The sequence below is a fragment of the Aidingimonas lacisalsi genome (genome assembly GCF_008079445.1).
GTDB classification, from domain to species: Bacteria; Pseudomonadota; Gammaproteobacteria; order Pseudomonadales; family Halomonadaceae; genus Aidingimonas; species Aidingimonas lacisalsi.
Genome location: NZ_VRYH01000001.1, coordinates 152,206 through 176,525, shown reverse-complemented (window position 1 = coordinate 176,525; position 24,320 = coordinate 152,206). Strand labels below are relative to the sequence as shown.

General features: G+C 59.9%; 25 protein-coding genes. 15 read left to right on the top strand and 10 right to left on the bottom strand.

The features are described from left to right. Positions 1 to 73 precede the first annotated feature (73 nt). Positions 74 to 919 carry a helix-turn-helix transcriptional regulator gene (locus tag FVV99_RS00795; protein WP_148252104.1) on the top strand — a complete coding sequence of 282 codons (846 nt, stop codon included), beginning with the start codon at positions 74 to 76 and terminating at the stop codon, positions 917 to 919. 15 nt (positions 920 to 934) lie between these two features. Here FVV99_RS00795 and FVV99_RS00790 read toward each other — a convergent pair whose 3' ends face one another. From FVV99_RS00790 to FVV99_RS00780, 3 genes are all read right to left on the bottom strand, one after another. Then, positions 935 to 1,663 (bottom strand): ABC transporter ATP-binding protein, encoded by a 729-nt coding sequence (locus tag FVV99_RS00790; protein ID WP_148252103.1) that lies wholly within the window; start codon positions 1,661 to 1,663, stop codon positions 935 to 937. Further along, the gene (locus FVV99_RS00785) at positions 1,656 to 2,414 is read right to left on the bottom strand and encodes an ABC transporter ATP-binding protein (protein ID WP_148252102.1); all 759 of its coding nucleotides are present in this window, start codon (positions 2,412 to 2,414) and stop codon (positions 1,656 to 1,658) included. The genes FVV99_RS00790 and FVV99_RS00785 overlap by 8 nt, the downstream gene beginning before the upstream one ends. A gap of 189 nt (positions 2,415 to 2,603) precedes the next feature. Continuing rightward, positions 2,604 to 2,810 (bottom strand): hypothetical protein, encoded by a 207-nt coding sequence (locus FVV99_RS00780; RefSeq protein ID WP_148252101.1) that lies wholly within the window; start codon positions 2,808 to 2,810, stop codon positions 2,604 to 2,606. 106 nt (positions 2,811 to 2,916) lie between these two features. On the opposite strand from FVV99_RS00780, the gene rmuC reads away from it, so the two are divergent. Both rmuC and FVV99_RS00770 read left to right on the top strand, forming a co-directional pair. Continuing rightward, positions 2,917 to 4,392, top strand: a complete 1,476-nt coding sequence (gene rmuC / locus FVV99_RS00775; RefSeq protein WP_148252100.1) for a DNA recombination protein RmuC — start codon at positions 2,917 to 2,919, stop codon at positions 4,390 to 4,392. 214 nt (positions 4,393 to 4,606) lie between these two features. Next, complete coding sequence (locus FVV99_RS00770; protein ID WP_148252099.1) at positions 4,607 to 5,080, top strand: hypothetical protein; 474 nt, start codon at positions 4,607 to 4,609, stop codon at positions 5,078 to 5,080. Between the two features lie 67 nt (positions 5,081 to 5,147). Here the strand turns inward: FVV99_RS00770 and FVV99_RS00765 are convergent, their stop codons facing one another. Next, positions 5,148 to 5,732: an NADPH-dependent FMN reductase gene (locus FVV99_RS00765; RefSeq protein WP_148252098.1), complete on the bottom strand. Its 585-nt coding sequence runs from the start codon at positions 5,730 to 5,732 to the stop codon at positions 5,148 to 5,150. A gap of 142 nt (positions 5,733 to 5,874) precedes the next feature. On the opposite strand from FVV99_RS00765, the gene FVV99_RS00760 reads away from it, so the two are divergent. From FVV99_RS00760 to FVV99_RS00755, 3 genes are all read left to right on the top strand, one after another. Further along, entirely contained in the window at positions 5,875 to 7,194 is a 1,320-nt protein-coding gene (locus FVV99_RS00760; RefSeq protein WP_236645250.1) for a D-alanyl-D-alanine carboxypeptidase, read from the top strand. A 45-nt stretch (positions 7,195 to 7,239) separates the two neighbouring features. Continuing rightward, positions 7,240 to 7,389 carry a hypothetical protein gene (locus FVV99_RS18485; protein WP_161598942.1) on the top strand — a complete coding sequence of 50 codons (150 nt, stop codon included), beginning with the start codon at positions 7,240 to 7,242 and terminating at the stop codon, positions 7,387 to 7,389. Between the two features lie 120 nt (positions 7,390 to 7,509). Next, positions 7,510 to 8,385 (top strand): DMT family transporter, encoded by an 876-nt coding sequence (locus FVV99_RS00755; protein ID WP_148252097.1) that lies wholly within the window; start codon positions 7,510 to 7,512, stop codon positions 8,383 to 8,385. Between the two features lie 6 nt (positions 8,386 to 8,391). Here the strand turns inward: FVV99_RS00755 and FVV99_RS00750 are convergent, their stop codons facing one another. Beyond that, positions 8,392 to 8,904, bottom strand: a complete 513-nt coding sequence (locus FVV99_RS00750) for a C40 family peptidase (RefSeq protein ID WP_236645249.1) — start codon at positions 8,902 to 8,904, stop codon at positions 8,392 to 8,394. Next, positions 8,904 to 9,224, bottom strand: coding sequence for a ribbon-helix-helix domain-containing protein (locus FVV99_RS00745; RefSeq protein WP_148252096.1), 321 nt, complete (start codon positions 9,222 to 9,224; stop codon positions 8,904 to 8,906). The genes FVV99_RS00750 and FVV99_RS00745 overlap by 1 nt, the downstream gene beginning before the upstream one ends. 256 nt (positions 9,225 to 9,480) lie before the next feature. Here FVV99_RS00745 and FVV99_RS00740 point away from each other — a divergent pair, with 256 nt between their 5' ends. The 3 genes from FVV99_RS00740 (at position 9,481) to gloA (ending at position 12,297) form a co-directional block, all read left to right on the top strand. After that, positions 9,481 to 10,047: a gluconate 2-dehydrogenase subunit 3 family protein gene (locus FVV99_RS00740; protein WP_148252095.1), complete on the top strand. Its 567-nt coding sequence runs from the start codon at positions 9,481 to 9,483 to the stop codon at positions 10,045 to 10,047. Positions 10,048 to 10,076: 29 nt separating this feature from the next. Further along, the gene (locus FVV99_RS00735) at positions 10,077 to 11,657 is read left to right on the top strand and encodes a GMC family oxidoreductase (RefSeq protein WP_148252094.1); all 1,581 of its coding nucleotides are present in this window, start codon (positions 10,077 to 10,079) and stop codon (positions 11,655 to 11,657) included. A gap of 106 nt (positions 11,658 to 11,763) precedes the next feature. Beyond that, positions 11,764 to 12,297, top strand: coding sequence for a lactoylglutathione lyase (gene gloA / locus FVV99_RS00730; RefSeq protein WP_148252093.1), 534 nt, complete (start codon positions 11,764 to 11,766; stop codon positions 12,295 to 12,297). 12 nt (positions 12,298 to 12,309) lie between these two features. On the opposite strand, the gene FVV99_RS00725 is transcribed toward gloA, so the two are convergent. The 3 genes from FVV99_RS00725 to FVV99_RS00715 all read right to left on the bottom strand — a co-directional run bounded on the left by FVV99_RS00725 (position 12,310) and on the right by FVV99_RS00715 (position 16,299). Further along, positions 12,310 to 13,341 carry an asparaginase domain-containing protein gene (locus FVV99_RS00725; protein ID WP_148252092.1) on the bottom strand — a complete coding sequence of 344 codons (1,032 nt, stop codon included), beginning with the start codon at positions 13,339 to 13,341 and terminating at the stop codon, positions 12,310 to 12,312. 2 nt (positions 13,342 to 13,343) lie between these two features. Then, positions 13,344 to 14,744 carry an aspartate ammonia-lyase gene (locus tag FVV99_RS00720; protein ID WP_148252091.1) on the bottom strand — a complete coding sequence of 467 codons (1,401 nt, stop codon included), beginning with the start codon at positions 14,742 to 14,744 and terminating at the stop codon, positions 13,344 to 13,346. A gap of 79 nt (positions 14,745 to 14,823) precedes the next feature. Continuing rightward, positions 14,824 to 16,299: an alanine/glycine:cation symporter family protein gene (locus FVV99_RS00715; protein WP_148252090.1), complete on the bottom strand. Its 1,476-nt coding sequence runs from the start codon at positions 16,297 to 16,299 to the stop codon at positions 14,824 to 14,826. 161 nt (positions 16,300 to 16,460) lie between these two features. Here FVV99_RS00715 and FVV99_RS00710 point away from each other — a divergent pair, with 161 nt between their 5' ends. Then, on the top strand, positions 16,461 to 17,267 hold the full coding sequence (locus FVV99_RS00710; RefSeq protein ID WP_148252089.1) for a helix-turn-helix domain-containing protein: 807 nt from the start codon (positions 16,461 to 16,463) through the stop codon (positions 17,265 to 17,267). 174 nt (positions 17,268 to 17,441) lie between these two features. Here the strand turns inward: FVV99_RS00710 and FVV99_RS00705 are convergent, their stop codons facing one another. Beyond that, positions 17,442 to 19,580 carry a TonB-dependent receptor gene (locus FVV99_RS00705; protein ID WP_148252088.1) on the bottom strand — a complete coding sequence of 713 codons (2,139 nt, stop codon included), beginning with the start codon at positions 19,578 to 19,580 and terminating at the stop codon, positions 17,442 to 17,444. Positions 19,581 to 19,796: 216 nt separating this feature from the next. Between FVV99_RS00705 and FVV99_RS00700 the strand changes: the two genes are divergently transcribed. Genes FVV99_RS00700 through FVV99_RS00680 form a run of 5 tightly spaced genes read left to right on the top strand, consistent with a single transcriptional unit; the run spans position 19,797 to position 24,296 of the window. Further along, positions 19,797 to 20,723, top strand: a complete 927-nt coding sequence (locus FVV99_RS00700) for an ABC transporter substrate-binding protein (protein ID WP_148252087.1) — start codon at positions 19,797 to 19,799, stop codon at positions 20,721 to 20,723. After that, positions 20,720 to 21,706: a FecCD family ABC transporter permease gene (locus FVV99_RS00695; RefSeq protein WP_148252086.1), complete on the top strand. Its 987-nt coding sequence runs from the start codon at positions 20,720 to 20,722 to the stop codon at positions 21,704 to 21,706. Before FVV99_RS00700 ends, FVV99_RS00695 begins: the two co-directional genes overlap by 4 nt. Then, the gene (locus tag FVV99_RS00690; RefSeq protein WP_148252085.1) at positions 21,699 to 22,727 is read left to right on the top strand and encodes a FecCD family ABC transporter permease; all 1,029 of its coding nucleotides are present in this window, start codon (positions 21,699 to 21,701) and stop codon (positions 22,725 to 22,727) included. The genes FVV99_RS00695 and FVV99_RS00690 overlap by 8 nt, the downstream gene beginning before the upstream one ends. Before the next feature lie 7 nt (positions 22,728 to 22,734). After that, positions 22,735 to 23,526 (top strand): ABC transporter ATP-binding protein, encoded by a 792-nt coding sequence (locus FVV99_RS00685; RefSeq protein ID WP_148252084.1) that lies wholly within the window; start codon positions 22,735 to 22,737, stop codon positions 23,524 to 23,526. After that, the gene (locus tag FVV99_RS00680; protein WP_201744997.1) at positions 23,523 to 24,296 is read left to right on the top strand and encodes an IucA/IucC family C-terminal-domain containing protein; all 774 of its coding nucleotides are present in this window, start codon (positions 23,523 to 23,525) and stop codon (positions 24,294 to 24,296) included. The genes FVV99_RS00685 and FVV99_RS00680 overlap by 4 nt, the downstream gene beginning before the upstream one ends. Positions 24,297 to 24,320: the final 24 nt, after the last annotated feature.

Here is a 24,320-nt window from a genome sequence, read left to right as displayed (position 1 = left end):
TATCATTGGCGTCTTTGGAGTCTTTGTGTTTATGTCGCCTGTACTAGTTAGGGCCAAATGAGGCATTTTCGCCATGGCTTCAGAGCACGACCACCTATCCGAAACCCACATTGTGGGGGAAGATACCCAGCAATGGATCGTGCGTGTGGATGACTGTCCGGCGCTTGAACAGCGGCATATTTCCCATGTGGGTGTCGGCGATGCGGCAGTTCCCTATCGCATCGTTCGCACGCGTCTCAGTGGCGCTTACATACATGGTGCTCTGGGTGGTGAGGGACGCATGCTGCTGGATGGACGCTGGCGAACCATGCGACGGAACATGATGTCGTTCGCACCGGCTCACGGGCTGCACGCGTTTCATGCCGTGCCGGAAAGCCGCTGGCAATATTGCTGGTTGCGCTACTTGCCCAGTGCACCGCGTTCGGTGGTGGGTACGATCGCGCCCATCATGCAGCACTTCGATCCAGAGCCGATGAAGCACGCCATTCTGGGGCTGCACAGCGAGGTGTTTCAGGGGCAGGGGGATACCGCCAGTTGCGTGATGTGGGTGGATACCATCGAGCGTTATATTTCCCGCTTTGCCGATCCCTGGCGTCGCGACCCGCGAATCGTGGCGGTCTTCGATGCGGTGATGCCGACCCTCGAACAGCACTGGACCATCGAGGAGATGGCGGAGCTGGCACATGTCAGCACGGAACATCTACGCCGCATCAGCCTCAAGGTGTTCGGGCGCAGTCCGATGCAACAGCTCACTCAGCTACGCATGCAACACGCCGCGCATTTGCTGGCGACGACCGATGTACCGGTGGAGGAAATCGCCGGACGGGTGGGGTACCAGAGCCCGTTTGCCTTCTCCAAGACCTTCAAGCGCATGAAGGGGGTGTCCCCGTCCCATTTTCGTCAGCATTCACGCGCATGAATCGTGTATGGCGTTTCATACGCCGAGTCGTTCGAGCAGGGTATCGGTATGCTGCTCGATGGTCTGGCGATCGTAGCTGGCCACCACTTGGCCATGGTCTATCAGGTAATGGTAATCGGCGACCGACATGGCGAAACGCAGGTTCTGTTCCACCAGCAGGATCGTGTAGCCCTGCTGCTTGAGCCGGGCGATGGTGTCGCCGATCTGTTCGACGATACTGGGCGCCAGCCCCTCGGTGGGCTCATCCAGCAGTAGCAGGCGCGCACCGGTTCGCAGGATGCGTCCGATCGCCAGCATCTGCTGTTCGCCGCCGGAGAGCTTGGAACCCGGACTATGGAGACGTTCGCGGAGTTGGGGAAACAAGTCGAGGATCTGTTCGGTGCTCAGTCCATGCTGGTCGATGCGCGGTGGTAATTCGAGGTTCTCCTTGACATCGAGCGTGGCATAGATACCACGGTCCTCGGGACAGAATGCGACACCGTGCGGGGCGATTGCATAAGGCGCGAGTTCGATGATTTCGTGGTCCTGGAGTCGAATGGAGCCTTGCCGTTTGGGCACGATCCCCATGATCGACTTCAGCGTGGTGGACTTGCCTGCGCCATTGCGGCCCAGCAGTGTCACTACCGTGCCTTGAGGGACGGTGATATCGATGCCATGCAGAACATGGCTTTCTCCATACCAGGCATGCAGGTCGTGAATCGCCAGTAACGGTTCACCGACGAAATTTCTGGCGGTATCAGGCATGCTGTTGTGCTCCTCCGATATAGGACTCGATGACCCGTTCATCGCGGGACACGCTGTCATAGTCGCCCTCCACCAGCACTTCGCCACGTGCCAGGACGGTAATCCGGTCGCACAGTTCGGCGACGACGCCGAGATTGTGTTCCACCATCAGCACGGTACGCCCTCGTGCCACCGAGCGGATGAGCTCTGCCGTACGGCCGACATCCTCCGTACCCATGCCGGCCAGAGGCTCGTCGAGCAGCATGACTTCGGGGTCCAGGGCCAGGGTGGTCGCTAACTCCAGCGCCCGCTTGCGACCATAGGGCAGCTCGGCAGCAGGGGTCTCGGCAACATCCAATAACCCGACATCATCCAGCAGCGTCAAGGCACGCTCGCGCTGGTGATCGAGACGCCGGCGCGAAGCCCAGAAATCATAGGATTCGCCGCGATGCCGTTGCAGTGCCAGCTTGACGTTCTCCAGTACGCTCAGGTGACCGAAGACGGCGGATATCTGGAAAGAGCGCACCATGCCTAGACGGGCGACCTGGTCGGGTTTGAGTCCGGTGATATCCTGTCCCTTGAACCGGATGGAACCGGTCGTGGGTGTCAGAAACTTGGTCAGCAGGTTGAAACAGGTGGTCTTGCCGGCGCCGTTGGCACCGATCAACGCATGAATCGTGTCCGGTTCGATATGAATGGAAATATCATCCACCGCTTTGAAGCCTTTAAAGTGCTTGCTGAGGTGGGATGTTTCGATGATTGCCTCTGCCATCGCGTGCTCCGCAAGGATTGTAGTTATCGTGCGGGTGACTTGCCGGTGCTCGTGAGATTCATGAACGAGATGCCTAGTTATGCGACAAAGGCGGGGGGTATGCCATGGCTGGAGCACACCAAGCCCTGTCCAAAAACCACATGAGTTGGGCGCAGAGGGCGTGCAGGCTATGCCCGGGGGCGAACTGCCTCAGTCCGGAGCGTCGTTCTGTGGGCGAGTCTCGCCGGTTTCGTCGCGGATGGTGCCGGCACGATTCGGGTCATCGTCCTGAGGGGTTCCCCAGACAGCTTCGCGGCTGCCGTCAGGATAGGTGTTGACGGTGCAGCCCGTCAGTCCGGTCGTGGCGAGAATCACGGCTGTCAGGCCGGCTATGGCCAAGGAAGTAGGTGCGTTCATGAGAGCTCCCGGAAACCAGAAATGTCACCCCAGATGGATGGGCTACATGTCATCAGGATACCATTGATGGCAGCGTTATCACTTCTGATCGACAAGGACATTCTGCATGCCATTCGACCCGCTTATCTATTCGCTCGTTGCCATGATGCTGACAGGCATGGCGGCCTGGGCCCTGGCCAGTTGGCAAGCGGCGCGACGACGCCAGGCGCTGGAGTCAGACGCTGCGGTACTGCGGGAACAGCTTGAATACCAACGCGGGGAAGTGGCTCGACTCGGTGAAGCACTGAAAGCAGCTGAGACCGCCCAATCGGATGACCGGGTGCGCATTGCCAGGCTGGAGTCCGAGCTCGAGGCGCGGGAGCAGTCACTGGGCCAGGTTCGCCATGAACGGGAGTCGCTGCAGTCGCAATTGACTGCCGAGCAGAAGCGTGCCCAGGAGGTATTGCAGGAGAAAACGCGGCTAGCGGAGACACTGGAATTGAAGCAGGCGCATTTCCAGGAACAATTGACGTTACTCGAACGCAACCGGGAGCAGCTCAAGCAGGAATTCGAGAATCTCGCCAACGACATTCTCGAACGCAAGGGCAAAGCGTTTTCGGAGTTATCGCAGAAGAATCTCAATGGCTTGTTGCAGCCGATCCAGAGTGAGATGAAAGGCTTTCGCGAAAAAGTCGAGTCGATTCATCATCAGGAGACCGAGCAGCGGGTGGCCTTGCGGACCGAGCTCAAGAACCTCCAGTCGCTCAACCGCGAGATCACCGATCAGGCTGACAAGCTGACCAAGGCCTTGCAAGGGCAGAAAAAACTGCAAGGCAACTGGGGCGAGTTGATGCTGGAAAACGTCCTTGATGGGGCCGGGTTGCGCCTGGGCAAGGATTACCAACGCGAGGTCAACTTCGCGACCGAGGACGGGCGCCAGCGTCCGGATGCCATCGTCTATCTACCCCAGGACAAGCATATGGTGATCGATGCCAAGACCTCCCTGGCGGCCTACACTCGCTATGTGAACAGTGAAGACGAGCAGGAGCGACGTCAGGCGCTGGCGGAGCACTGCCAGGCCGTATCGGACCGTATTCGTGAGCTCTCGGACCGCCACTATTATGACCTGCCGGGTCTGAATTCGCCGGAAGTGGTGATCATGTTCATCCCCGTGGAGTCGGCCTATGTCGAAGCGCTCAAACACGATGAGAGCCTTTACCAGCGCGCGATCGAAAACAATGTGCTGGTGGCGACGCCGACGACGCTGTTGACCAGCCTAAACATCGTTCGCCAGCTATGGCGGTTCGAGGATCAGAGCAAGCACACTGCCGAGCTCGCCAGCCGGGCTGAAAAGTTCTACAACAAGCTGACCGCCTTCCTGGGCAGCATGGAGGATGTCGGCAAGAAACTCGATGGTGCGCGTACCAGTTATGACAAGGCCATGGGCCAACTCGTCAACGGTCGCGGCAACCTGATCAAGCAAACCGCTGAATTCAAGGACCTGGGCGTGGCGGTCAAGAAGGAGCTACCGCATGACCTGGTAGAACGGGCCAATTTGGAGTTGAACCCCGAATCCAGCGACGACGATGCCACCCGTGAGTGAAGCAGTCGATCGACTGTACAAGCATTGGGTGGTATTGCGGTGGCCTGTCGAGTCATTGGCTAGTTGTGTTAAAGCGCTACGTCGGTGTGAAACAGGGCGGCGAAGCCGTCGTACGCAAGTCCCAGTGGGATGCCGTTCAAGGGGATTGGTGGGGAGTTGATGGTCGCTCCTCGTGGTCTCATGGGGATCGGAGTCATTGAGTGGGGAGTACGTTATGCCACGTCTGTTCGAAACGTCGTCACTGACGTTCGCCGATCGATGGTCGATGACTCGGTGTGGGCTCGTTGTCCTGGTCGCGCTGTGGCTCACGGGATGTGCCACTGCCTCATTGGAGGAACGCGCGATCCCGTTGATGCTTGGCGAGCCTTATGAGGGCATGTTGGGGCCGGGCTACGACACTTTCACCTTTACGCTGGATACACCAGCCCGAATCGTGCTGGAAAGTCACATTCCGCTTGGCCGCATGGTGTCGGTGGTACCCAATGGTCAGTTGCTCGACAGTCAGGGGAACGTCGTGGCGCGTGATTGGCATGGTGGCGAGGGGCGCAATTTCCGGATCGAGACAATGTTGCCTGCAGGCACCTGGTACCTGCGGGTCAATGACGGCCTTGGCTGTGGTTCCGAGTTGCGCTGCATGGATGTCGACCGGGACTATGGCGTGACACTGACCGTGAAGAATGCGCCGTAACGCCTCGTCGCGGCCAGCGCGATTCGCATGAATCCATGATCGACACCTGGAGGCGAGGGTCGGTGGGTCACCGAGTGAGTTGGCGTGACACTTTAACCAGTTCGCCAGACAGAGTATCCAGGGTTTGCCGCTGCTGTTCGTCGACGAGTTGTTCCCGGTCGTCGAACGCCTGATTGGCATGGGCCACAGCCAGTTGTTGAGGCAGGACGTGGACGCCGATATTACCTAGCATCATCCGCAATGGAACCAGGCCGCGCAGGCCACCAAAGCCCCCTGGCGAGGTCGCACAGAGTGCGGCCACCTTGCCGTTGAATGCCGCCAGGGGCGGTTCATCGGCCGATTCTCGCCGCGAGATCCAGTCGAGGGTGTTCTTGAGAAGTGGCGCCAGGCTACTGTTATATTCAGGCGCTGCGATCAGGAAGCCATCACTGTCACGAAACTGCGCCTTGAGGGTTTGGGCGGGTTCCGGGACGCCCTGCTCGTTTTCCAGGTCACCGTCATAGATCGGCATGGGGTAATCGGCCAGGTCGATGAGGGTGACGTCGGCACCGTGTGCTTCCAGGTTTGAAGCCGCCAAACGGGCCAGACGCTTGTTGAATGATTGACGGCGTGCGCTACCAGCGAAACAGATCAGACGTGGGGCATCGCTCATGGCATGACTCCTTGTTCAAAGCGAGGAATTGGAGGGCTAATATGGCGGTCTTTCGCTGGACAGATTGCCATACATGCCCATAATGCTTCTATTATGCATTGTGGTGCTTATGTAGCAGGGAACGATCGGGAGATAACAATAGATGAGAGAACCACCCCGTTCGCGCGTTGGGTACCTGATCTCACTACCCTTCATGCTAATGATGATGGCGACGCTGATGCTGGGTCTGGCCTCATCGGCACAGGCAGCGAATCCGCGTTATGCATCCATCGTGGTCGATGCCGCCAGTGGTGAAGTATTGCACGCCGAGAACGCCAATGCGAGGCGTTATCCCGCCTCGTTGACCAAGATGATGACGCTGTATCTACTGTTCGAGGCGCTGGAAGAGGGGCGCGTCAATCCGGACCAGCCGCTGCCGGTGTCGAGCCATGCGGCATCCAAACCCGCGTCCAAGTTGTGGCTCAAGGCGGGTAGCAGCATTACGGTGCGCGAGGCGATTCCCGCGCTGGTGGTGCGTTCCGCCAATGATGTCGCCACCGTCGTGGCGGAAGCGCTGGGCGGGAGTGAATCGGGGTTCGCCCGCCAGATGAACGCCAAGGCCCGAGAACTGGACATGATGTCCACGCATTTTCGTAACCCTTCCGGTCTCCCCGATCGCGACCAGGTGAGCACGGCGCGTGACATGGCGATTCTATCGGTACGCCTGATGCACGATTTCCCGCAGTATTACCATCATTTTTCCAAGACTCAGTTCGTCTACCGAGGCAAGACCCATAACGGGCACAATCGCCTGCTGGATAACTATGCCGGTGCCGATGGCCTCAAGACTGGTTATATCAATGCCTCGGGGTTCAATGTCGCCACCTCGGCAGTGCGCGAAGGTCGTCGTCTGATCGCCGTCGTCATGGGAGGCTTTACTGCCAAATCGCGTGATCAGCACATGGCGAAGTTACTGGACCGCGGCTTCGTAAGAGCCTCATTGGCAACGGGCAATGACTGGGTCGCCAGTGCCGATGTCTCGGGCAATGTCGACCCATTACCGGTATCGGCGCCTGTCCGTATGGCTGAGTTGATCGATGCGGATGATCCGATCGAGGTCGCTGCCACCGAGAGCCAATCGTCCCCGTCTCCGCCGTCCGAGGATATGACGAGTGTCGATACCCGATTGTCCGATGATCCGATCATGGCGTTGATCGCTCAGGCGGAAAGCCAGACCATGGTCGGCGGTGACTGGGCTATCCAGGTCGGTGCCTTCAGCGACGCCGACCAAGCGCGTTACTTGGCCTCCCAGGCGGCCAATCACCTGGAAGAGAGGCTGCAGCCGAAGGTGGACGTCACGCAGAAGCCATCCACTCAACAGACGGTGTTTCGGGCTCGTTTGGTCGATATGGAAGAGGGCGAAGCGCGTCAGGCCTGCGAACAGCTTTTCCAGCAGGGCATCGACTGCATGGTCGTGAGATAATGGCCGGCCGGTAACGACCCGACTGCCCCGAAGGAGTGCACGGGAATGGTCGAGACGGTCTTCGGCGACAGTGACGTCAGCACCTCCGAAGTCATCGATCCGCTGGGTGTGGATCTGCCCTTGGGGCCGGATCTGTATCCCCAACTGATCGAACGGCTTGCCGACAACATTGCGTCCTGCAGCGCGTCGTCATAAGACGGTCAGGGGAGCATCGGCTTCCCTATTTTCACTTCTGTCTGCATCCATCGCCATGGCCGACCGGGTCGGTTATGTTAGGCGAGGTTTCATTCACCATTCGTGCAGCAGGAGGTATCGATGACGTCGTCGCTACAGGGCATCCTGTGGATGTGTGCCGGGGTGTTCTGCCTGTCGGTGGGCGATGCCATCTCCAAGTGGTTGGGAGAGGTGCATTCACCGGTTCAGATCATCTTTTTCCGTACGTTGGTATCGATACCTCTGATTGCCTTGATTGCGCACTTCAATGGTGGGCTGCGCAAGCTCACGACGCGTCGCCCCGGCGTGCATCTGATCCGAGGCCTGATCGCGACCGGCACCATGTTCTGTTTCGTATTCGGTCTGACGATGTTGCCGTTGGCGGAAACCACGGCCATCGCGTTTGCGGCACCGCTGTTCGTGACCCTGCTATCCGTGCCCTTGCTGGGAGAAAAGGTCGATCGCCTGCCCTTGATCGCCGCTATCGTGGGCTTCCTGGGCGTGCTGATCGTGGTGCGGCCGGGAGCAGCCGGATTTCATCCTGGTGCCTTCGTCGTGATCGGGGCAGCGCTGTGCTATGCGTTGTTGATGATCACGGCCCGTCGGTACGGGGTACGGGAGTCTCTCTGGGCGATGGTGTTCTACGTGACGCTGGTGCCATTGATCATCACGGCCGTGCTGCTCCCCTGGGCCTGGACCACGCCCTGGCCCGTTCACTGGTTGGGGTTCCTGGGAGCCGGCATCTTTGGCGTCAGTGCGATGGCGTGCATCACCCTGGCATTCCGTTATGCTCCGGCGGCCCTGGCAGCGCCATTCGATTACACCGCCATGGTCTGGGCGGTGCTGCTCGGTTGGTGGCTATGGGGAGAAATGCCGGATCTGTGGGTGTATGTGGGCACCCTGGTCATCATCGGCAGCGGTCTGGCAATCGCTTATCATGAGCGGCGTACGACCCTCAAACGCCGCCCGACGGCGTAGTCCCGATCAGGGGGCCGGTCCGGCAGCACCCAGGTAACGATCCTGCCAGTAGTCGAGATTCAGCGAGGTGGTCGTGACCGTTCTCCCTCTCCCCGGCGCATGGATCATGCGCCCATCACCGAGATAGATACCAACGTGGTTGGCTTTGCCGCGTCCTTTCCCGGTCGCGAAGAACAATAGGTCGCCCGGCCGTGCCGTCTCGACACTCGGTAATTCACGGTACTGCGCGTCGGAGGAGCGCGGTACGGCAATGCCGGCGGCCTGGTAGCTCATCTGGACCAGGCCGGAACAGTCCAATCCCGACTCGCTCGTGCCACCCCAGCGGTAGGGAGTACCCATGGCCCGTTTGGCGCGCGACAGAATCAGTGCCCGCTCGATGGAAAGGTCCTCGGCCTGGCGGCTGTCATCGCGTGGAATGGTGGCCTGGCCGGCACACCCGGTAAGCAGCATGAGGAGCAAGGCCACTATCCATGGCCGCCAGTCCCTGGCCATACTGATATCGTCCGCTGGGTGCGACATCAAGCGAGTCGTTGGTCAAGCGATTGAGAGCCAGCCGTGTCCGATTCGGGCGATGAACCGGCTCGCAGGTGCAAATGAACGGCACAGGCAACGCGCAACATCGAGGCGAGGTTCGGTACTTCGCCCTTGTCCTCGATCACCTCTCCGTAGAGTTTACTGATGAAGCGGCCGGCGGACATCCCCTGTTCGGCGGCCAGGCCGTCGAGGATCTCCCAGAATTCGTTTTCCAGCCGCACGCTGGTGACGCAGCCTTGCAAGCGTACGGAACGCGTCGTGCTTTCATAGCGGCTGGGATCGGTAGAAGCATATACATGGCACATGGCGAACACTCATCGATACGCAAAGGGCATCTTATTACATTAGCTTCATCCACTGGCGTGGGCCAGCGATTCGGCGCATCCATTGGTGCTCCTTGCGATCCGTTATCAGACCTTAGGCTAAGTAGTAACCCGATGTTACCCGCGGGGATCGTCCCGGGCCTACGCTTTGATCAGATGCTGGCCCGAAGGGCGGCATCCATCAAGACAACAATAATCGGCACGCCGATGATGCGTGTCGAGATGGGAGAAACCCGCCATGCTGTCAACAACGCTTTCCCGCCGTGTCTTTCTCAAGAGTAGCGGTGGCGTCATTGTCGGAACTCTGGCCTTTGCCACCGGCCCGATTGCGCTGATTGCGCCAACGCGGAGCTGGGCAATGTCGCTGGATACCCTCGATTCACATCAAGGCGAGATGCTGCTGGCCGTGGCCAGGCAGATCTTCCCGCACTCTGACCTAGAAGATGCCGTCTACGCCTATGTGGTCAAGGATCTCGATCGCATGGCCAGCGAAGACGACGCTGTCCACGCCCTGTTGAGTGACGGTGTTGCATCACTGGATGACCAGGCCGATGGCGATTGGCTAGCGCTCGATGATGATGCGCGTATGGCCGTCCTCGAACCGATGGCCGAAAGCGACTTCTTCGAGCAGATTCGAGCGAATGCCGTGGTGTCGCTCTACGACAACGACCTGGCCTTTGCTCACTTCGGCTATCAGGGCGAGGAGGGCGACGCCGGTTACCTGAGAAACGGCTTCAATGACCTGACATGGCTGCCTGATCCGCCGCAGCCGGAAGGGGGATACCTGCCGGGCGAAGACACCTGAATCCTGGAACCGTTCGAGGAGCAGCCATCATGGCCATGACAGACAATCAAGCAACGTTCGATCATGATGACGAGAGTGTCGTCGTGATCATCGGCTCGGGAGCCGGTGGCGGCACCCTGGCCAACGAACTGGCCCAGCAGGGCATCGATGTGGTGGTTCTGGAAGCCGGGGCGATCCACACGCGAGGGGATTTCGTCGCCGACGAGTGGGCCGCCTTCAGCCAGCTTTCCTGGCTGGATGGTCGCACCACCTCGGGCAGCTTTCGGTTGGCCAGGGACTTCCCCAATCTGCCGGCCTGGATCGTCAAGTCCGTGGGCGGGACCACCGTGCATTGGGCCGGCGCCAGCCTGCGCATCCAGCCGCACGAATTCGAAGCCTTGTCGCACTATGGTGAAGTGGCCGACGCCAACCTGCAGGATTGGCCGCTCAGCTATGACGATCTTGCTCCGTATTATGACAACGCCGAGAAGCGCATGGGCGTGACCCGTACCCATGGCAACAAGGGATTGCCCGGCAACAATAACTTCAAGGTCATGTATGCAGGCGCCCAGAAGCTCGGCTATTCCTGCAATACCGGGCATATGGCGATCAACACGGTCAGCGGCAATGGCCGTGCGGCCTGTCAGCAGCGGGGATTCTGCTTCCAGGGCTGCTCCACCGGCGCCAAGTGGTCGACGCTTTATACCGAGCTGCCGGCCGCCATCGAGACCGGCCATATGGAATTGCGACCGGAATCGCAGGTGGCCAGAATCGAGCACGATGACAGCGGCAAGGTGACGGCGGTGGTCTACTTCGATGCCGACGGCAATGAACAGCGACAGCAAGCCAGAATCGTGGCGGTGGCCGGCAACTCCATCGAGACGCCACGGCTACTGCTCAACTCCGAGAGCGCGATGTTCCCGGATGGCTTGGCCAATGGCTCCGGCCAGGTGGGTCGCAATTACATGCGCCACATGACCGGCTCGGTCTACGCGACCTTCGACGAACCGGTGCACATGTATCGCGGGACGACCATGGCCGGCATCATCGCCGACGAATCCGGTCATGATCCCGCGCGTGGTTTCGTCGGCGGCTATGAGATGGAGACGCTGTCCCTGGGCCTGCCTTTCATGGCTGCCTTCCTCGACCCCGGTGCTTGGGGGCACAAGTTCACCAACGCACTGGATCAATACGATCATATGGCGGGCATGTGGCTGGTGGGCGAGGACATGCCGCGCGAGACCAATCGCATCACGCTCAGCGAGACCAAGGATTCGCATGGCCTGCCGGTGGCCAATGTGCACTATGACGATCATCCCAACGACGTCGCCATGCGTGAACATGCCTACCGCCAGGGCAGCAATCTCTACAAGGCGGTGGGCGCCCACGACGTCTACGAAGTGCCGCCCTATCCCTCGACCCACAATCTGGGCACCTGCCGGATGAGCGAGAAGGCCGAGGAGGGGGTATGCAACAGCTATGGCCAGAGCCACGAAATTCCCAATCTGTTCATCTCTGATGGCAGCCAGTTCACCACCTCGGCCGCGGAAAACCCGACGCTGACCATCGTCTCGTTGGCGATTCGTCAGGCCGAGCATATCGGTGAACTGATGAAGGAGGGCACGGTATAGATCGGTAGCACGATGATAGGGGTGGTAACCGGCAGGTATCATCCCCATCTTCCTGGCGAGTCGTCGCTGATGGCATCACCGTTCAACTGACATGAGGAGAGCCCGAATGAGCTTCAATGGAGAACAGCATCCCGGCGTGAAGCAGCCGACTGCCGAATCGCAAGGCTTCCGCCTCAATCACACCATGCTGCGCATCAAGGACCCGGAGAAGGCATTGGCCTTCTACAGCCGGGTGTTCGGCATGAGCGTGGTGCGCCGCCTGGATTTCGAGGAGATGCAGTTCACCCTCTACTTCCTGGCCAGACTGGAAGCCGACGACAATGTCCCTGACGATGACGCCCAGCGCACCGTCTGGACCTTCAGCCAGAAGGGCCTGCTGGAGCTGACCCACAACTGGGGCAGCGAGGACGATCCGGATCTGCAATACCATGACGGTAATGCCGAACCCCAGGGCTTCGGGCACATCTGCTTCTCGGTGCCGGACCTGAAAGCGGCCGAAGCCTGGTTCGATGCCAATGACGTCGAATTCATCAAACGCTCCGATCAGGGCAAGATGAAAAACGTCGTGTTCGTCAAGGACGTCGATGGCTATTGGATCGAGGTCGTCCAGGCGGACTTGTTGGGCCACATGGGTGATTGACGCACCGTGCGGTTACTCAGAATCGACGGCTAGTGCGCGCATCTCGCCGCGTAACGGGTGGGACAGGGCGTCGCGTAGCGCTTGACCGTGCTGCCCACGGGCCAGGAGTACCGCCAGCTTGGCGATCGCTGCCTCGAGTGTGATGTCCTGGCCGGCGATGACGCCGATATCAGTGAGTCGTGCACCAGTCACGTAGGTGCTTTGCTGCACGGTACCTTGACCGCACTGGCTCACGTTGAGTACAGCCACGCCGCGTTCGGTGGCTTGACGTAGGCTGGTTAGCAACTGGCCAGCCAGGCCGGGGGGGTTGCCGACGCCATAAGTCAGCAGTACCAAACCCCGTAGTTCAGGCTCGTCGAGTTGGTGTACCACCTGGCGTGGAGACATCCCTGGATGGCAGTGCATTACGCCGATGTGTCCGGCCTCGAAGGTTGCTGGACTCAGATCGGGAGAGCCGACTGACAGTGTCGGAATATCGGAGAACTGCAGGTGAATGCCTGCCTCACCAAGCCAGGGGAAATTGGGCGAGTCGAAGGCATCCATGCCTTGAGTTCGGCACTTGCGCGCACGGTTTCCGCGTAGCAGGCGGTCGTGGAAGGCGATACACACCTCGCAGGGCGCACGCGGGTGTCCAGCCGCCTGCATGGCCAGGATGACGTTGTTCAGGGCATCGCTGCGCGGCTCGCCCATTGGGATCTGGGCGCCGGTGAGCACTACCGGCTTGTCTAGCGCCCCGAGCAGGAAGGAGAGCGCCGAGGCGGTGTAGGCCATGGTGTCGGTGCCGTGCAGAATCACGTAGCCGTCATAGGTCGTCCACACGTCGGCCAGGGTGGCGATCAACTGGTTCCAGCTCGCAGGGGTGAGATCGGCGCTGTCGATCAGTGGCTGTAGGGTCTGCAGCTCGTAGTCAGGCAGGAGATCGGCCGGATAGACAGACAGGGCCGCGTCCAGGCGCTCGGCGAAGTCAGCCGAGGGCACATAGCCCGTCGCCGAGAGTTGCATTCCCAACGTGCCACCGGTGTACAGGAGTAGAATTCTTGCCATGATTACGCCTCGGTCATGGGGGCCAGCATCGCCTGTGGGGTCAGCAGCGCATCGAGTCGTTGGGGATCCAGTAACTCTTCGGCAATCACCAGCTCGCGGATCGTGGCATTGCTTTGCAGGGCTTGTCGGGCAATGCGCGTAGCGTTGGCGTAGCCGATGTGCGGAACCAGAGCGGTGACCACCCCGATACTACGCTCGACGTGCCGGGCGCAGGTCTCACGATTGGCTTCGATGCCCTTGATGCAACGGCTGCACAGCATGTGGCAGGCTTCCTCCAGCATGCGCATGGCATTGAGCAGGTTGTATACGATCATCGGCTCCATGGCATTGAGCTGCAGCTGCCCTGCCTCGGCGGCCATGGTCACTGCGAGATCGCTGGCGATCACCTGATAGGCGGTCTGGTTCACCGCTTCGGGGATCACTGGGTTGACCTTGCCGGGCATGATCGAGGAACCGGGTTGCACTGGGGGCAGTGTGATTTCCCCGAGCCCGGTACGCGGCCCACTGGAGAGCAGGCGTAGGTCGTTGCACAGCTTGCCCAGTTTGATGGCGAAGCGCTTGAGAACCCCCGACAGGAAGACGAAGGCCCCCATGTCCGAGGTGGCCTCGATGAGGTGCGATGCCGGCACCAGCGGACGTCCGGACAGCTGTGCCAGGTGTTCGACGGCAAGCGCCTGGTAGTGTGCCGGTGCGTTGAGACCAGTGCCGATGGCAGTACCACCGAGGTTAATTTCGCACAGTAGTTGCTGGGCCTCTCGCAGGCGGTCGATGTCCTCGCCAAGATTCACCGCAAAAGCCTCGAACTCCTGGCCCAGGGTCATGGGGACGGCGTCCTGCAACTGGGTGCGCCCCATCTTGATCACGTCCGTGAAGGTCACGGCCTTCTCCTGCAGGGCATCACCTAGTGTGCCGATGGCCTCGGTCAGTGGCTGTGCGGCGAATTGTAGGCTCAGGCAGGCGGCGGTGAGGTAGGCGTCGTTGGTCGACTGGGAGCGATTGACGTCGTCGTTGGGGTGCAGGTGTTTATAGGCTCCTTTGGGATGGCCCAGCTTGGCTAGCGCCAGGTTGGCGATCACCTCGTTGGCGTTCATGTTGGTGGAGGTTCCCGCGCCGCCCTGGATCAGGTCGACCACGAACTGGTCGTTCAGCGCGCCGGCCCTGATGTCGGAGCAGGCGGCCTGAATCGCCTCGGCCTTGCGGAGCTCGAGCACGCCGAGCTCCTGATTGGCACGGGCCGCGGCCGATTTGACCATGGCCAGCGCCTGTACCAGTTCGGGAAAGTGGCTGATCGGGATACCGGTGGTGCGGAAGTTATCCAGTGCGCGCTGGGTCTGGATGCCGTACCAAGCGTCCGCCGGCAGGGCACGTTCTCCCAGCAGGTCGTGTTCGATGCGTGTAGTCATGGCGTAAGCGCTCTTGCGTCAGATAAGTACGCCGGCCCTTCCAAGGGTCGGACCGGCGCGGTAGCAGGACAGGCGTAGATCATTCAGCGATGGGGGCACGGGTCGCCTTGGCGCTGCTGGCATGCAGGCGCTCCAGGTCCTCTGGCTCGAGATCCCAGGCCTGCGGGTAGAGGTTCAGGTCCGGGTGCTGGTTGGCGTCGAAGATCGGCTGGGCCACGCCCTGGCGACGCTGATCGTCGTAGTCCTTGAGGATGCGCAGGCCCTTCTTGAACAGCAGAATCAGTGCAACCAAGTTGGTGACCGCCAGCAAGCCCATGGTCACATCGGCAAAGCCGAATACTGAGTCCAGGTCGGTGGTGGCACCCCAGCACACCAGTAGTACGATTGCCACGCGGAAGGCGTTGAAAAGGTTCTGGTTGTTGCGGCTGAAGAAGTTCAGGCTGTTTTCGCCCAGGTAGTAGTTATAGAGGATGGTGCTGAAGGCAAACAGCAGCAGCGCCACGCTGACGAAGGAGCGTCCCCACTCGCCGACATGGTCGGCCAATGCCGCCTGGGTCAGGGCAATTCCCTCGACATTGCCGCTGGCTCCCGGTTCATAGGCACCGCTGAGCAGGATCAAGAAGGCGGTGGAGGAACAGATGATCACGGTGTCGATGAACACCGAGAAGGCTTGCACGATGCCCTGGTTGGCTGGGTGCGGCACATAGGCTACGGCGGCCACGTTCGGGGCGCTGCCCAGGCCGGCCTCGTTGGAGAACAGGCCGCGCTTGAGACCCATCATGATGGCCGCGCCAATACCGCCACCGATGGCCGGCTCGAGGCCGAAGGCGCTCTTGACGATCAGAGTCACGACCTCGGGTACGCGGTCGATATTCATGCCGATGACGATCAGCGCGATCGCCAGATAGCCTACGGCCATGAATGGCACCAGCACCTCGGAGATGCGAGCGATTCGCTTGATACCGCCGAAGATGATCAGGCCAACCAGCATGGCCAGAGCGATGCCGCTGTAAAAGACCGGCACACCGAAGGCGTCGTTGAAGGAGGTTGAGACAGCATAGGACTGCAGAGCGGTGAAGGCGAAACCGAAGGTCAGTAGGAGAAGCACGGAATAGAAACCGGCCAGCCAGCGCCAGTTGCGACCAAGGCCCTTGACGATGTAGTAGGCCGGGCCACCGCGATAGGTGCCGTCACTTTGAGGCTGCTTGAATGTCTGGGCCAGGGTGCATTCCAGGAAGCTCGTGGCCATGCCCATCAGGCCGACCAGCCACATCCAGAACACCGCTCCCGGGCCGCCCAGGGTGATGGCCACGGCGACGCCGGCGATGTTGCCGCCGCCTACGCGGCCGGCCACGGACAGCACCAGCGCCTGAAAGCTGCTGAGATGGCCATGCTTGTCATGACGGAAGGCCTGGCGAGAGCCGAGGATCTGGAACATGCGGCCGAAGTAGCGAAACTGGACGAAGCGCGAGGCTACGGTGAAGCCGATGCCCACGCTGACCAGCAGGACGAGAAGGATTTTGCCCCAGAGGAGCTCGTTGAGCAGTTCAAGCATTATGGGTCTCCGATATTGTATTAGTGATAGCGCTCCTTGATTGAAACAGTTGATCGTATTGAGGAAACTTGGCGCACTGATGCATAGCGGTGCATACTTGGCATACCAAAGTGCATCAGACTGCACCATACCGGTTGGTGTAGTGGCCCGGAGCCAATGGCATGCAAGACGATTTCGTGGCGAACCTGCGCCTGCTGTGTGGTTACTATCCCTCCATTGCCGAGGTCTGCCGGCGCCTGCATATCAATCGTTCCCAGTTCAACCGCTACCTCAGCGGTCGCTACCGCCCGCGTCACGTCGTCATGCAGCGCATCTGCGCCCTGTTCGGCGTCGAGGAGCACGAGCTCTACCTGCCCCATTCGGAATTTCGTACACTGGTCCAGGCGGGCCGCGATGCCCGTGCGGCGGCCTCCGGGGTGCCCCCGGAGTGGCCGAGTGAGCTGTTGACCCGAGGTCAGAACGACATGGGGCGCTATCTGGGGTGCTACTTCGAGTACTACCACTCGATGTCCCGGCCCGGTCACCTGATCCGTACGCTGGTCTGCCTGGAGGCCCGCGAGCATGGCGTGGTCTACCAACGAACCGAGCGCATGCGGGTGCGTCCTGGTGCGCGCACCTGCCACAACCGCTATCACGGTCTCGCTTTCCGCCTGGCGGACCGTCTTTTCCTGATCGATCACGAGACGCTCAACGGTAACGAAGTGACCCAGACCATCCTGTTCCCCAGCTTCCGAAGCCAGGTGCATCGTTTGACGGGACTCAAACTCGGAGTTGCCGATAATAGCGAGCGTATGCCTAGCTGCGTGCGCGTCGTTTATGAACGTCTGGATGAAAAGATGAGCGTGCGGCGAGCGCTCAAGACATGTGGGTTGTTGTCCCCGGACGACCCTGAACTCGATTCGGACTTGTGCGATAGGCTCCGTAACGACATTGCACCCGGGGAGCAGCACTTTCGTGCACGTCACTAAGGCGACGCACGGGCGTCGCCGTGCAAATCAGTAGAAAGCGTAGACGTCCATTGCCAGCACCCCATGCTCCACACTGTGATGCAAGCGTCGAGCCTGGCGGCGACCGGGACATCGCCCACCCCATAGGGGAAGACGATGTCCCTTCAGTGCTCATGGAGCATGACGTTGTCGCGTTCAGAAATCGACTTGATATCCCAATGTCAGAGTTCTACCTCGCCCCTTGAAGTAATAGTCGTCGCTTGCTCGGGCGGCTTGGGAATAGTAAGTGAAGTAATCCTCGTCGGTCAGGTTCGCTATACCCAGACTGGTACGACCCACGGGGAGCCGATAGGTCAGTGAAGCATCCACTAGACCATAACCGTCGAATTCGAGCTCAGGATCGTCGATGCTACGATCGAAATAGTGGCTGTATTGCAGGTGTGAGGAGAGTCTATCGTTCCAGGAGGCGCTCCAGCCCAAGCGCAGCGTATCGGGAGCGATATTGATGCCGGTCAACTCAGTGTCCACATCGCCGTCACCGTCGGTATCCGATTCTCCTTCGGCGTGGGTATAGGAGAGCTTCAGTTTATGGGCCTCATTGATCCGGGCATCACCGGTAATCTCCAGGCCTTGAATCTCGGTTTTCTCCCGACTGCCCACCCACGTGCCGTTCTCGAAGGCGAGTCGCTCACCGAACTCGGAGTTGGATTCATAGTAGCTGACTTCCAGCCCATAGCGTTCCCAGTCGAATCGAGCACCGATTTCGCGGTTGTCGGTGACGATGGGCTGCAGTTGCAGTAGCGTATCGACATCCTGGCCGGCATCATCGATACCGCGTAGTACGCGGCCGGCATCCGGCATACCGAAGCCTTCCGAGTAATTGGCGTAGAGTTGAACCCGGTCGGTCGCCTGGTAAACCACACCGGCATTGAGCAGTGTCTCGTCAAAGCTGGGACTACCGCCGTCTACGGCCACTTGATCCTGGGTGACATTGCTGCGATCGATGGTCGAGAAGTCGTCGACGTTGAGCTCGGCTTCCTCATGACGTGCACCGGCATGCAGGCTCAAGGCATCGGTCAGTTGATAATCGCCCTGCAGGAAAAGCGCGTAATTGCGCAACTGCATTTCCGGTACGTAAGTGCGTCCGGTGTGAACCAGCATCTGACGCGTCTCGTCCTGTAACAGATCCAGGCCGGATGTCAGGCGTAACCGATCATCGAGGAGGCCGTCTCGGCTGACGGTGAACTTGGCGCCGATCTTGTCGGACTCGGTGCGAGTCTGGTCGTAGCGGGTGTCACCGTTAGCGTCCTGGTAGGGAAAGTAGGGCGTGATGCCGAATTGGGCACGGAAGCGCTGAGTATACAACTGAGCATCGATCTCATTCCCCAGCCAATCATCGTGTGAATAATTGAGGTGGGCTTTGGTGACTTCGTTGTAACCGGGGTCACCGATAGGATCGCCCTTGCGTGCGGTCGTCGGGTGTCCCTCGTCTCGATCTCCGGATTCCGGTACATAATCCCCCTCTCCCTCCAGGTCGAAGTGATTGACGGAGAACTCGAGGTTCTGGTTGTCGTCGATCCAATAACCGAGTTTGGCCATCAGGTCGTAGCTTTCGGAATTCTGCGATTCCCCTGGGTAGGCGATGCCGACAAGCTCATCGTTGCCGTCATAGAACACGCCGCGTTGTTGCTGGGTCGCGGCTGCCAGATAATCCCAGTCGCCGTCTTGGCCGCTGACTCGGTAGTCCAGTTTGTGTCCGAACCCCTCTGACTCGAAATCGTCGTCGCTGGTCAGTTGAACGCCGGCATGCTGATTGAAGCGACCGGCATCGGCACGTTTGGTCACGAAATTGATGATACCGCCGGTGGCGCCCAGGCCATGCTCGGCGCTGGCCCCATGAATCACCTCGATGCGCTCGACCATGGCGAGATCGATGGTGTAGCTATCACGCGCACCGTCTCGCAGTGGATTGGATTGTGGCACGCCATCGATCAGGAAAAGCGGCGAGCGTCCGCGAAAGGTTTCGCCGGCGCTGGAGAGTTTCTGTCGACTCGGCGAATAGGAAGGAATCAATTGGCTAAGGACTTCACCGAAGTCCTGCGTGATGGTCAACTGTTGCTCGATTTGCTCCCGAGTGATGATGGTCGTCTTCTGGGGCGTGTCATCGGCAAAGCTCTTGTTACGTGTCGCAGTGATGACCTGTGGGTCGAGTTGACCATGATCGGTGACGGTCGTGTCCTGGCCGAGAGCAGATGTCGGTGCCGCCAAAGGAATGAGAGCTCCCAGTGTGGCCGGTAGCAGCCGGCGCTTGTCGGGTGACTGGTTGTTTCGCATGATCTGTAATGTCCCTTGTTGGTTTACGATCTAATGTCGTGTCGAACGCATTGCAGGTTGCCGTCAAGCAAGTGCATGTTTATCATTTGTTTATGATAATTCATCTCATATGTCGATGGAAATGACACTTGTTATTATATAGACGTGCAATATCGTTACTCGGATCGGTCGGTGGTTAGATGTCAGCAATGCGGTAGCGAGGGCCGGGGGCAGGAAATGGCATGCTCACCGGCCCGTTCCCGGGGGCTGTCCCGGCGTACGCTATTGATGGCGATGGCCGCGTTGGGGATGAGTCCGGTGCTGGGCCACGCCAATGCAGCGAATGTCATGCCCAGGGTCGTTACCCTGTTTCAGGGAGCGACCGATACGGCCGTTGCCTTGGGGGTGATCCCCGTCGGCGTCGTGGAATCCTGGCAAGATAAACCGGTTTATCCCTACCTGAGAGAGGCCCTTGCTGACGTGTCGCTGGTGGGTCTTGAAACGCAGCCTAGCCTGGAGGACATCGTTCTGCTGGCGCCCGATGTAATCATCGCGTCACGGTTCCGCCACGCTCGGATTGCTCCATTGCTGTCACGCATCGCCCCCGTCGTGATGCTAGATGACATCTTCCGGTTCAGGACGACCTTGGAAGTGATGGGGCGTGCGCTGGCACACCAGCGGGAAGCCTCGTTGCTTCTCACGGGGTTCGAGGCCCATATGCACGTACTGCGGTCGCGCTTGGCCGCGCATTTCGCAGCGCGCTGGCCCGTCACGGTATCGCTGCTGGACATTCGCGCCGATGAGTTGCGCAGCTACCTGCCCGACAGCTTTGGCGGGTCAGTATTGCGTGCGTTGGGTTTCGTGTGGAATCAGGCCAGTCAGGAAGCTTCCGGTATTTCGCTGCGGATTGGCGGCGTGGAGAGTTTGCCGAAGGTCGATGCCGATGTTTTCTTCGTGATACGGCATAGCGATAGTCCAGCGGTCGAGGCTCACTATAAGCGATTGACACGTCATCCGTTATGGCAGCGTATGGCCGCGCCTCGTGAAGGTCGGGTCATTGACGTCGATCCTGTTGCTTGGGTCTTGGCAGGCGGCATCCTCGGAGCGCAGCGAATGCTCGATGATATCGAGCACTGGCTGGATGCTCGTGAGGCGCTGTCATGAGAAGACGGTTATGGCTGTTTGCGGTGGCGATGCTGGGGGCCTCTCTGCTCAGCCTGATGTCGGGTGCGTACTGGTTCGGCCCCTTGACCATCTGGCAAGCGCTGTGGTCGCCATCACCCACCGACGTGGCGGATCTGCTGATTCGTACCACCCGACTACCACGTACCCTGGTGGCCATGGTCGTCGGCGCGAGTCTGGCAGTGGCGGGTTGCATGATCCAGACCCTGACACGCAATCCGCTGGCGTCTCCCGGGCTGTTAGGGATCAATGCCGGGGCGTTATTGGTCATCGTCTCGTTGGTGTCGGTGTGGACGGTGATGTCGCCCTGGGCTTGGTATGCCGGTGCATTGCTCGGAGCCACTCTGGCAGCGGGGATCGTCTGGTGGGTTGCAATGCGCGGGCGTTCACTGTCAGGTCCGTTGCATCTGGTGCTGGCGGGTGCCGCCCTGACGGCGCTTTGCAATGCGTTTAGTCAGGCACTGCTCGTCATCGATCAACAGGGGCTGGATACGGTGTTGTTCTGGCTGGCCGGGTCTGTTGCCGGTCGGCCTCTGGCCACTATCTGGCCGCTCATATCGCTGGCTTTGATAGCCATGCTTTGTGTCTGGCCGCTGGCACGCAGTATGAATGTACTGGCTGCTGGAGAGGCCGTGGCGAAAGGGGTGGGGCTGCGAGTGTATCGTCTGCAGGCGATGATGGTGATCCTGATCGTGTTGCTGGCTGGTACTTCGGTGGCAATGGCTGGAAATATCGCTTTCGTGGGTTTGATCGTGCCGCATATCGCCAAAGGATGGTTGCCGGTCGATCATCGCGCCTGGATCCCGGGCTGTGCCTTGCTGGGCGCAACGCTGTTGCTGTTGGCCGATGTCGTCGGTCGAGTGGTGATACTGCCTGGCGAAGTGCCCGTCGGCGTGATGACGGCATTGATCGGTGCGCCGGTATTCGTCGCGTTGATTCGTCGTCAGGGAGTGAGGCATGCCTGAGCATTGGGTGATCAGGCTACCGGGGTTTTCACGCATTGTGACACCCGAGCCTTGGCGCAGGGTGGGGGCCATCCTGTTGCTGTCACTGGTGGTGCTGGGAGTATCGCTTGCGGTAGGCAGGGTACCTCTCTCGCTATCACAGCTCGGTGTGGCACTGACCACCCCCACGAGCGAGAATGGGTTGATCGTCATACAGTTGCGATTGCCGCGTGCTCTTTTGGGCGCGCTGGTGGGTGGTGCTCTGGGGATGTCGGGATGGCTGTTTCAACAAGTGATGCGTAACCCCCTGGCTTCACCTGACATCGTGGGCGTCACCAGTGGGGCGAGTGCTGCGGCCGTAGGATATTTTTCCTTGTTGGCGACCAACTGGGGCATGGCCTGGTTACCGCTGGCGGCGATCCTGGGCGCGCTATCCACCGCATTCGCGATCTATCTGCTGGCCTGGCAGCGGGGAGTGGCCCCGTTACGACTCGTATTGATCGGCATTGGCGTCTCGGCATTGTTGGGAGCCGTGACGACATTCATCCTCGTAGCTAGCCCGTTGACGACGACCCTTTCGGCCTATGTGTGGTTGACCGGCAGCGTCTATGCCGCTAACTGGTCGGAAGTGACGGCGTTGGCTGGTTGGTGTGCGTTGCTGGGAGCGGCGTTGATACCGCTGATGCGGCTGACGTTACTGGCCCCGCTCGATGATGCCCTGGCGACCGGGATCGGTGTTCGGGTGCAGTGGACGCGAGCACTGCTTCTGGTGGTGGCGTCGATGTTGGCTGGCGTGGCTGTCGCCTGGGGCGGTGCCTTCGCGTTCGTTGGTTTGGTGGCTCCTCATATGGCGCGCATGATCTCGCGAACCACTGGCACCGCACAGGCTGTGATGGCCGTGCTGTTCGGGGCGTGCATGGTCATGCTGGCGGACCTGCTGGGGCGTACCTTGTTTCTGCCGCTGGATTTACCGGCAGGAATTTTCGTCGCTGCCATCGGTGCGCCTTTCTTCCTGACATTACTCATACGGCAGAGGCGTTAATCCGAACATGACGACAGTGTCTGCACACGCCTTGACGCTAGGGTACCAGCGTCAGGTGATTCTGGATCGACTCGAGTTGACGCTGCCTGAGCGTGCCATCTCGGTTCTGGTGGGCAGTAATGGCTGTGGCAAAAGCACCTTGCTCAAGGCATTGGCTCGACTGATCGAACCGTGGGAAGGCAGGGTCTGTCTTGACGGGAAAGCGATCAATCGTCAGCCAACGCGCACGGTGGCGAAGTCGTTATCACTGTTGCCACAGCAGCCCGAGGCTCCAGAAGGCATCACCGTCCGGCAATTGGTCGGGCTCGGGCGTCACCCTCATCAGAACTGGTTCGAACAGTGGTCCGAGGCGGATGAGGCCATGGTGCAGCGAGCCCTGTTACACACGGGGTTGAACACATTATCCGAACGCGCAGTCGATACGCTCTCCGGCGGTCAGCGTCAGCGTGCCTGGATTGCGATGGCCATTGCACAGGACACACCGTTGATGCTCCTGGATGAACCGACCTCCTTCCTGGATCTGACCCATCAAATGGAAGTGCTGGATCTATTGCGGGATCTCAACCGTCGCGAAGGCAAAACGATCGTGATGGTACTGCATGATCTGAACCTGGCATGTCGCTACGCCGATCACATCGTAGCCGTGCGCCAGGGGGGCGTACATGTCCAGGGAGCCCCTAAAGAGGTGATTACCAAAGAGCGGGTCAAGGAGGTATTCAACCTGACATGTCGGATCATTGATGATCCGTTTTTCAATACGCCACTATGCATTCCTTTCGGCAAGGACGTCCCGGGGTGAGTAACGTCATGCACTTCAGTGAGGCGCAGTGGGCGTTTCTGACCGGAACCCTGGGATTGCAAGATAAGGCTCCCTCCAATGGGTGTGCCTTGGCTGTCGAGGCCTTTACGACACCGGCATATTGTCGGTCATTGTTGGATGAACTGGGGCCTCTCATCGGCTCGCCGACTCGCCGAGTGACCGCCTCGCTCCTCTGCAAGCGGCTTTCCTTTTTGACGACGGGAGTCTGCTTGTATGCTTTGTCGGCCTGCAATCGAGGGTTGGATCTGTCGCCGGCGAACTGTCTGATAGATTGCTCACATGATGGAACTCGCTGGACGTCGGTATTACCGCTTCACGATACGACGGGCTATCCATTGGGCGATGCGAATCGCGAGGGCGCCCGCCAGGCAATCGTCCGCACACTGTTTGCCGACCTATTAGCGCCGCTTTGGAGCATCCTCCACCAGGTAAGCGGTGTGCCTCGTCGCATGCTATGGGAAAACACCGCGGTACGTGTCTACTCGCTCTATGAGCGACGTCTGACGACCCTCGAGGATCGTGCAGCGCAGGCGCGATGCGAGAGTGATTTTTCCTTCCTGGTCGAGGCCGCGCCATCGCAACTGGGACTCGCCTTCAATCCGTTACAGGATTTCCTGTTTCCACGCACCCGGTTATGCGATGGGCGAGCCGTACGTTTTCGAAGGACGTGTTGCCTGTACTTCCAGGCCACTTGTCCAGCCTCATACTGCCAAACCTGCCCATTGCTTCGCACCGAGCAATCCGCCTGAGCAACGGGTAAGCCGTTTCACGTC

Coding starts and splice junctions, on each gene's coding strand:
- FVV99_RS00785 (WP_148252102.1), bottom strand. CDS start 2,414: ATGGCAGAGGCAATCATCGAAACATCCCACCTCAGCAAGCACTTTAAA.
- FVV99_RS00760 (WP_236645250.1), top strand. CDS start 5,875: ATGAGAGAACCACCCCGTTCGCGCGTTGGGTACCTGATCTCACTACCC.
- FVV99_RS00755 (WP_148252097.1), top strand. CDS start 7,510: ATGACGTCGTCGCTACAGGGCATCCTGTGGATGTGTGCCGGGGTGTTC.
- FVV99_RS00700 (WP_148252087.1), top strand. CDS start 19,797: ATGGCATGCTCACCGGCCCGTTCCCGGGGGCTGTCCCGGCGTACGCTA.
- FVV99_RS00705 (WP_148252088.1), bottom strand. CDS start 19,580: ATGCGAAACAACCAGTCACCCGACAAGCGCCGGCTGCTACCGGCCACA.
- FVV99_RS00750 (WP_236645249.1), bottom strand. CDS start 8,904: ATGTCGCACCCAGCGGACGATATCAGTATGGCCAGGGACTGGCGGCCA.
- FVV99_RS00780 (WP_148252101.1), bottom strand. CDS start 2,810: ATGAACGCACCTACTTCCTTGGCCATAGCCGGCCTGACAGCCGTGATT.
- FVV99_RS00710 (WP_148252089.1), top strand. CDS start 16,461: ATGCAAGACGATTTCGTGGCGAACCTGCGCCTGCTGTGTGGTTACTAT.
- rmuC (WP_148252100.1), top strand. CDS start 2,917: ATGCCATTCGACCCGCTTATCTATTCGCTCGTTGCCATGATGCTGACA.
- FVV99_RS00740 (WP_148252095.1), top strand. CDS start 9,481: ATGCTGTCAACAACGCTTTCCCGCCGTGTCTTTCTCAAGAGTAGCGGT.
- FVV99_RS00770 (WP_148252099.1), top strand. CDS start 4,607: ATGCCACGTCTGTTCGAAACGTCGTCACTGACGTTCGCCGATCGATGG.
- FVV99_RS18485 (WP_161598942.1), top strand. CDS start 7,240: ATGGTCGAGACGGTCTTCGGCGACAGTGACGTCAGCACCTCCGAAGTC.
- FVV99_RS00685 (WP_148252084.1), top strand. CDS start 22,735: ATGACGACAGTGTCTGCACACGCCTTGACGCTAGGGTACCAGCGTCAG.
- gloA (WP_148252093.1), top strand. CDS start 11,764: ATGAGCTTCAATGGAGAACAGCATCCCGGCGTGAAGCAGCCGACTGCC.
- FVV99_RS00790 (WP_148252103.1), bottom strand. CDS start 1,663: ATGCCTGATACCGCCAGAAATTTCGTCGGTGAACCGTTACTGGCGATT.
- FVV99_RS00735 (WP_148252094.1), top strand. CDS start 10,077: ATGGCCATGACAGACAATCAAGCAACGTTCGATCATGATGACGAGAGT.
- FVV99_RS00745 (WP_148252096.1), bottom strand. CDS start 9,224: ATGTGCCATGTATATGCTTCTACCGATCCCAGCCGCTATGAAAGCACG.
- FVV99_RS00695 (WP_148252086.1), top strand. CDS start 20,720: ATGAGAAGACGGTTATGGCTGTTTGCGGTGGCGATGCTGGGGGCCTCT.
- FVV99_RS00795 (WP_148252104.1), top strand. CDS start 74: ATGGCTTCAGAGCACGACCACCTATCCGAAACCCACATTGTGGGGGAA.
- FVV99_RS00715 (WP_148252090.1), bottom strand. CDS start 16,299: ATGCTTGAACTGCTCAACGAGCTCCTCTGGGGCAAAATCCTTCTCGTC.
- FVV99_RS00725 (WP_148252092.1), bottom strand. CDS start 13,341: ATGGCAAGAATTCTACTCCTGTACACCGGTGGCACGTTGGGAATGCAA.
- FVV99_RS00765 (WP_148252098.1), bottom strand. CDS start 5,732: ATGAGCGATGCCCCACGTCTGATCTGTTTCGCTGGTAGCGCACGCCGT.
- FVV99_RS00690 (WP_148252085.1), top strand. CDS start 21,699: ATGCCTGAGCATTGGGTGATCAGGCTACCGGGGTTTTCACGCATTGTG.
- FVV99_RS00720 (WP_148252091.1), bottom strand. CDS start 14,744: ATGACTACACGCATCGAACACGACCTGCTGGGAGAACGTGCCCTGCCG.